A 6,378-nucleotide genomic window follows, 5' to 3' on the forward strand; every position below is an offset into this window, starting at 1 on the left:
CACCGGACCCGGCCGCCCGCGCACACGGCCTCCATGTCCGGCGAGCAGTCCGCGTACCCGCGCCGCGCCGCCGGGTCGGTGACGGCCCCGGTCCGGATCTCCGACGCGGCCACGGTGCGGCTGCTGCGGCCCGGGGACCGGGTCGACGTCATCGCCGCGCAGGGGGCGGTGCCGGGCGGCGACACCCGGGTGGTCGCGCGCGGGGCGAGGGTGACGAAGGTGCCCGAGCCGGTGGAGGGCGCGGGCGACAGCGGGGCGCTGGTCGTCCTGTCGGTGCCGCGGGCCACCGCCGCGCGGCTGGCCGGCGCCAGTGCCGCGGGGCGGCTGGCGGTGACGCTGTGGTGACGCTGTGCGTGACCCGGTCAAGGCCCTCGTTCGTGGGACCCGAGTACTCGGTTCGGCCCAGGCGTGACGTAGGTTGCGGAGCGTTTTGTTCCACAAGCTGCTCGTACGAGGAGAGGCCCCGAGGTGAGCGAGAAGAAGGAACCGAGCGTCTGGCAGGGCTTCAAGACCTTCCTGATGCGCGGGAACGTCGTCGACCTGGCGGTGGCGGTGGTGATCGGTGCCGCCTTCACCAACATCGTCAGCGCCGTGGTGAAGGGGATCATCAACCCGGTCGTCGGAGCCATCGGGACCAAGAACCTCGACCACTACAGCTCGTGCCTGAGCTCGACCTGCCAGGGCGAGGACGGCATCCAGATCCTGTGGGGTTCGGTTCTCGGCGCCGCCCTGAGCTTCGTGATCACCGCGGCGGTCGTCTACTTCCTGATGGTCCTGCCCATGGCCAAGTACCTGGCCCGGCAGGAAGCGCGCCGGAAGGCGAAGGAGGGCGCGCAGGAGGTCCTCGAGGTCACGGAGTTGGAGGTCCTGAAGGAGATCCGGGACGCCCTGGTCGCCCAGCGCGGCTCTGGGCACGACCGGGAGTAGCGCGACGGCTTCAGAGGTGGTGGGGCGGCTTCTCGTCCAGGAAGCGCTTGAGGTCCGCCGCACTGCCGCCGGAGTCGGTGCGCTCGCCCCAGCCGCGGTCGGTGTCGTCGGAGGACTGCTGGTCGAGCGGATCGTCGAAGACCAGCGCAGGCTTCGGCTCGCGCGGCTCTGGGCCGGGGACGGTACTCATGCAACCAGGGTACGGTCGCGGAGAAATTCCCCGCGCCTTCTGCTGTGCTGGGACGCATGACGTCCAGCCCCGCTCCCCCGCCCGTCCCCTCCGGCGCACCCGGCATCCGGCAACCCCTGCGCAGGCTCCGGGCCCGTGGCCGCGACGAGGCACACCGGACGGCCTCGCCGCTGGAGCTCTTCTTCGACCTGTGCTTCGTCGTCGCCGTCGCCCAGGCGGGCATCGAGCTGGTGCACTCCGTCGCCGAGGGGCACGCGGGCCAGGGGATCCTCGACTACGCGATGGTGTTCTTCGCCCTGTGGTGGGCGTGGATGAACTTCACCTGGTTCGCCTCGGCGTACGACAACGACGACGTGCTCTACCGGGTCGTCACGCTGGTGCAGATCGCCGGTGTGCTGGTCCTCGCGGCGGGGGTCTCGCGGGCGTTCGAGGAGCACGAGTACCTCGTGGTCTGGCTGGGCTACGCGATCATGCGGGTGGCCATGTCGGCGCAGTGGCTGCGGGCGGCCCGCGCCGCCGAGGGCCCGGAGCGGACGACGGCCCTGCGCTACGCCGGCGGCGTGCTGACGTGCCAGGTCGGCTGGCTGGGGCTGCTGTTCCTGCCCGAGGGGGCCAGGCCCTGGTGGTTCCTGGTGATGGCGCTGCTGGAGATGTGCGTGCCGCCCTTCGCGGAGAGGGGTCACACCACCTCCTGGCATCCCCGCCACATCGCCGAGCGGTACGGGCTGTTCACCATCATCGTGCTCGGCGAGACGATCGCGGCGGCCACGATCGCGGTGAAGTCCGGCATCGACGAGAACGACGCGCTGGGCGAGCTCCTCCCCATCGCGGCAGGCGGGCTGCTGATCATCTTCGCCGCCTGGTGGATCTACTTCGCGGTGCCCGTCCACGGCCATCTGCGGTCCAACCGGCAGGCGTTCCTCTGGGGCTACGGCCACTACCTGGTGCTCGCGTCGGCGGCGGCGATCGGGGCAGGGCTGGAGGTGGTGGTGGAGGAGACGGCCGGCAAGGCGCACCTCTCCACGCTGGCGGCGTCGGCGGCCGTGACCCTGCCGACGGCGCTGTACCTGCTCACGGTGTGGGCCCTGCACTCGCGCCACTTCAAGCGGGGCATCACCCAGCAGCTGGTGCTGCCGACGACGGCCCTGCTGGTGATCTGCTGCACGTTCCTGGGGCACTGGGCGGTGTTCGCGGCGGGTGTGGTCTGTGCGCTGTCGGTGGTGGCCGGAGAGACGCTGGCAGCCGCGCGCCCGGCCGTCGCGGCCCGGGAGGGCGGGCCGAAGACGCGCACCGGGTGAGAGCGCCCGCGCTCCGTGCTCCGCGATCGTCGAGGGCCGATCCTCCACGAACGTCTACGTGCTGATCCCCCCGGCGCATCGGCGGGTTGACGCGGCGCCCACCGGCTCGGCAGACCCGCGGGATCGGCAGACCCGCGGGATCGGCAGACCCGCGGGATCGGCAGACCCGCGGGGTCGGTGGCTGGACGAGACTGTGCGTCATGACAGTTGACGCACTGACAGATGTCTCCGGCCTGCGGGTGGGGCACGCGACACGCACCGGCGACGGTTGGCTCACCGGCACCACGGTCGTACTCGCTCCGGAGGGCGGGGCCGTGGCCGCCGTGGACGTGCGGGGCGGCGGGCCCGGCACCAAGGAAACGGATGCGCTGGATCCGCGCAACGTGGTGCGGACGGTGGAAGCGGTCGTGCTGACCGGTGGCAGCGCGTACGGACTCGACGCGGCGTCGGGGGTGATGGCCTGGCTGGAGGAACGGGGGCGCGGCATCCGGGTCGGGGCGGACCCGGCTCATGTCGTGCCGGTGGTGCCTGCGGCCTGCGTCTTCGACCTGGGGCGGGGCGGCGACTTCCGGGCCCGGCCGGACGCGGCGACCGGCCGGGCCGCGGTCGAGGCGGCCGCGGCGAGCGAGCCCGGTGCGCCGGTGCCCCAGGGGTGCGTGGGCGCGGGCACCGGAGCGGTGACCGGGGTGGTGAAGGGCGGTGTCGGCAGCGCGAGCACCGTGCTCGGCTCGGGGATCACGGTGGCCGCGCTGGTGGTGGCCAACGCGGTGGGGTCGACGGTGGATCCGGAGACGGGGGTGCTGTACGGGGAGTTGTTCCAGGGGCGGGTGGAGTACCCGGCGGCGGAGGTTCATGCGACGGCGCAGCGGCGTCTCGCCGAGACGGCCGCGAAGAGCGGGCCGCCCCCGCTCAACACCACGCTCGCAGTGGTCGCGACGGACGCGGACCTGTCGAAGTCGCAGGCACAGAAACTGGCCGGCACGGCACATGACGGCATCGCCCGTGCGGTGCGGCCGGTGCATCTCCTCCACGATGGGGACACGGTGTTCGCGCTGGCGACTGGAGACCGGGCCCTGGACGCCGCGAACCCCCTCGCCCTCAACGCGATCCTCGCGGCGGGCGCGGACATGGTGACGCGGGCGATCGTCCGGGCCGTACGGGCCGCGGAGCCGGTGGACGGTCCGGGCGGGGCGTGGCCGTCGTACGGGGAGTTGTACGCGGGCCGCTGAACAGGCCCGCGGCGCACAGCGGAGCCACGGCCGGACCGGAATTTGTCGCGGTTCTGTCACGTGACGGCCTTGAGGGGAAACGGACGGAACCCGACCGGCTCCCCTGCCCCTCTTCTCCCACGTACTGGAGCGGATCACGCAACATCACACGAACTGGGAGCAGCCCGTGACAACGCCGAACATTTCAGCGCGGCGCACTCTGGGGGCCTGTGCCGCCCTGATGGTCGGCGCCCTGACGCTCACCGCCTGCGGTGGCAGCGCCAACGCCAAGGACGACGAGAAGGGCGCCAACGGCGGCACCAAGACGTCCGTCGCGAAGATCGCCATCTCCGCCAAGGACGGTTCGACCGGCGCGTCCATCAACTCGACCGGCGTGAAGGTCAGCGACGGGAAGCTGACCGACGTGAAGATGACGGTTTCGGGCAGCGGGCAGACCGTCGCGGGCTCGGTCTCCGGTGACGGCAAGGTGTGGAAGCCGAAGGAGCAGCTGGAGCGCGGGACCAAATACCAGATATCGGCGACCGCCAAGGACGCGGACGGCCGGACGGCCGCGGCCAACTCCATCTTCACGACGGTGACGACGTCGAACAGCTTCATCGGAACGTACACGCCGGACAACGGCACGACGGTCGGTGTGGGCATGCCGGTGTCGTTCACCTTCGACAAGGCCATCACCGCCCGCACGGACGTGCAGTCGCACATCACGGTGACCTCCAGCAGCGGGCAGAAGGTCGTCGGGCACTGGTTCAACGGGCAGCGGCTCGACTTCCGGCCGGAGGAGTACTGGAAGGCCGGCTCCAAGGTCACGATGAACATCGACCTGGACGGGGTCGAGGGCGCGAACGGCGTCTACGGGGTGCAGAAGAAGACGGTCACCTTCACGGTGGGCCGTTCGCAGGTCTCCACGGTCGACGTCAACACCCAGACCATGACGGTCGTGCGGGACGGCAGGACCGTCAAGTCGGTCCCGATCTCGGCCGGCAGCCCGGAGCACACCACGTACAACGGGCAGATGGTGATCTCCGAGAAGTTCGTGCAGACCCGCATGAACAGCCGGACGGTCGGGCTGGGCGGTGAGTACGACATCCCGGACGTGCCGCACGCGATGCGTCTGACGACGTCGGGCACGTTCATCCACGGCAACTACTGGTACAACAAGGGCAACCCGCCGTTCGGGCGCCAGGGCACCAGCCACGGCTGCGTGGGTCTCGCCGACGTCCAGGGTGCGGGGGGCAGCACGCCCGCGAAGTGGTTCTACGACAACTCCCTCATCGGGGACATGGTGATCGTGAAGAACTCCCCCGACAAGACGGTGGCGCCGGACAACGGGCTCAACGGCTGGAACATGCCGTGGAGCCAGTGGGTCGCGGGCGGCACATCCTGACCTGCTGAAAGTCCGTCCCTCCTGGGGTTTTTCACGGACCGACCGGGCCGCGCGGGAACTTTTCGCGCGGCCCGCGCGTTTTCCCGGACGTACGTTTTCTCGGTTCCCGGACATGATGTCCGACCGAGAGGCTACGGTATGCACCCACAAGGTGACATGCAGCAACGCCGGGAGAAACCTTGAGCGTTCCGTACGAGACGGCACCGTACGAACCCCACGACTCGCCCGAGTCTCCGGAGGAGCACCTCGCGCGACTCCTCGGCCGTACCCTGAACTCCTTCGAGCTACCGGACGAAGCGATAAGACGCCTGGACTGCGCGCTGGCACACGACAGTTCGCTGCACTCCGCGCACCACAGCGCCGGCCTGCACCGGGAGACGTACCGGCACACGTGGCTGCTCGCCGACGGTTCGGCGCTCACGCTCTGGGAGCTCGTCCACAACACCGCGCCCGGCAGCGAGCCGCAGCACGAGGTGTATGTCGACGAGGAGGAGCTGCGCGCCGCCACCGCGCGGCTGCCGCTGCCGCCGGACACCCCGGACTTCGAGCTGCCGGTGACGGTGCAGCTGTCACCGGTCCCCGCACCCCGGCACGCGTACGCCGCGGAGAACTCGGCGGACCATGCGCGCAGGTTACTGCGCCGGGCGGAGAACACGGACCGGCCGGGCGCGGATACTGCGGCCCTGCTGACCACGGCGTCCGGGCACCAGATCGCCCAGGCCTTCGGCCGGCCGTGCCGCGCGGGCCGGGCGGGGCTGGGCTTCTCGCTCTACGAGCACGCGTTCCTGCTGCGCGACGGCGCGGAGGTCTCCCTCTGGGAGGTCGAGCACACGGCGACGCCGGACGGGCGGCACATGTGCGAGGTGTACGCCAGCGAGGACGCGGCGCGCGAGGCGATGGAGCGGCGGGCGGCGCGGATCTCGTAAGGGCGCCCCATCCCTGGCCCAACCCCCCCAACCCATAAATCCTCCTGCAATTCCTCACCCTTTTCACTGCCCATTCACAAGATCATGCACATGATACGGTGATCCGGCTTTGTGACACGGGCACTGCGGCGCATCCAAATTGACCACTGATCCGCGCCGCACGAGAAAAAAGAAATGCCCGGGGGAAGGAAACTGTGCATATATCAAACAGCGCATCCGAGAGGATGCCGCTTCATCGGTGGGCGATCGCCCTTTTCGCGGTTCTCGTGGCGCTCACACTCGCCGTGGGCCAGGCGGCGCCGGCCCACGCCGCCTCGACGAAGCGCGTCTGCGCCCCGTCCGGGAAGTGCGTCAAGGTCAAGACGTCCCCCGACCTGCCCCTCACCCCGCACGGTGAGGAGCAGGCCGCGTCGCTCGCCCCGCT

At 70.6% G+C, this 6,378-nt stretch carries 7 protein-coding genes; 6 read left to right on the forward strand and 1 reads right to left on the reverse strand.

The window, feature by feature from the left end; all coding sequences use genetic code 11:
• Together ABZ281_RS32565 and mscL are read left to right on the forward strand one after the other, a co-directional pair.
• The coding region (locus ABZ281_RS32565; RefSeq protein ID WP_356661360.1) for an RcpC/CpaB family pilus assembly protein at positions 1 to 345 on the forward strand (345 nt) is incomplete at its 5' end.
• Between the two features lie 123 nt (positions 346 to 468).
• A complete protein-coding gene (mscL, locus tag ABZ281_RS32570) occupies positions 469 to 927 on the forward strand; it encodes a large conductance mechanosensitive channel protein MscL (RefSeq protein ID WP_356661362.1) in 459 nt (152 codons plus the stop codon).
• 10 nt (positions 928 to 937) lie between these two features.
• Here mscL and ABZ281_RS32575 read toward each other — a convergent pair whose 3' ends face one another.
• Positions 938 to 1,117 (reverse strand): hypothetical protein, encoded by a 180-nt coding sequence (locus tag ABZ281_RS32575; protein ID WP_030845027.1) that lies wholly within the window; start codon positions 1,115 to 1,117, stop codon positions 938 to 940.
• A 56-nt stretch (positions 1,118 to 1,173) separates the two neighbouring features.
• On the opposite strand from ABZ281_RS32575, the gene ABZ281_RS32580 reads away from it, so the two are divergent.
• The 4 genes from ABZ281_RS32580 (at position 1,174) to ABZ281_RS32595 (ending at position 5,954) form a co-directional block, all read left to right on the forward strand.
• Positions 1,174 to 2,415, forward strand: coding sequence for a low temperature requirement protein A (locus tag ABZ281_RS32580; RefSeq protein ID WP_356661364.1), 1,242 nt, complete (start codon positions 1,174 to 1,176; stop codon positions 2,413 to 2,415).
• A gap of 200 nt (positions 2,416 to 2,615) precedes the next feature.
• Positions 2,616 to 3,644 carry a P1 family peptidase gene (locus tag ABZ281_RS32585; RefSeq protein ID WP_356661366.1) on the forward strand — a complete coding sequence of 343 codons (1,029 nt, stop codon included), beginning with the start codon at positions 2,616 to 2,618 and terminating at the stop codon, positions 3,642 to 3,644.
• Positions 3,645 to 3,810: 166 nt separating this feature from the next.
• Positions 3,811 to 5,028 (forward strand): Ig-like domain-containing protein, encoded by a 1,218-nt coding sequence (locus tag ABZ281_RS32590; RefSeq protein WP_356661368.1) that lies wholly within the window; start codon positions 3,811 to 3,813, stop codon positions 5,026 to 5,028.
• Positions 5,029 to 5,207: 179 nt separating this feature from the next.
• On the forward strand, positions 5,208 to 5,954 hold the full coding sequence (locus tag ABZ281_RS32595; RefSeq protein ID WP_356661370.1) for a DUF6227 family protein: 747 nt from the start codon (positions 5,208 to 5,210) through the stop codon (positions 5,952 to 5,954).
• The last annotated feature ends 424 nt before the right edge of the window (positions 5,955 to 6,378 follow it).

Source organism: Streptomyces sp. NPDC006265 (genome assembly GCF_040613555.1).
Lineage (GTDB): Bacteria > Actinomycetota > Actinomycetes > Streptomycetales > Streptomycetaceae > Streptomyces.

What these genes read in the sequence shown, in the direction of transcription:
- ABZ281_RS32585 (WP_356661366.1), top strand. Translation starts at nt 2,616, where the DNA reads ATGACAGTTGACGCACTGACAGATGTCTCCGGCCTGCGGGTGGGGCAC.
- ABZ281_RS32575 (WP_030845027.1), bottom strand. Translation starts at nt 1,117, where the DNA reads ATGAGTACCGTCCCCGGCCCAGAGCCGCGCGAGCCGAAGCCTGCGCTG.
- ABZ281_RS32580 (WP_356661364.1), top strand. Translation starts at nt 1,174, where the DNA reads ATGACGTCCAGCCCCGCTCCCCCGCCCGTCCCCTCCGGCGCACCCGGC.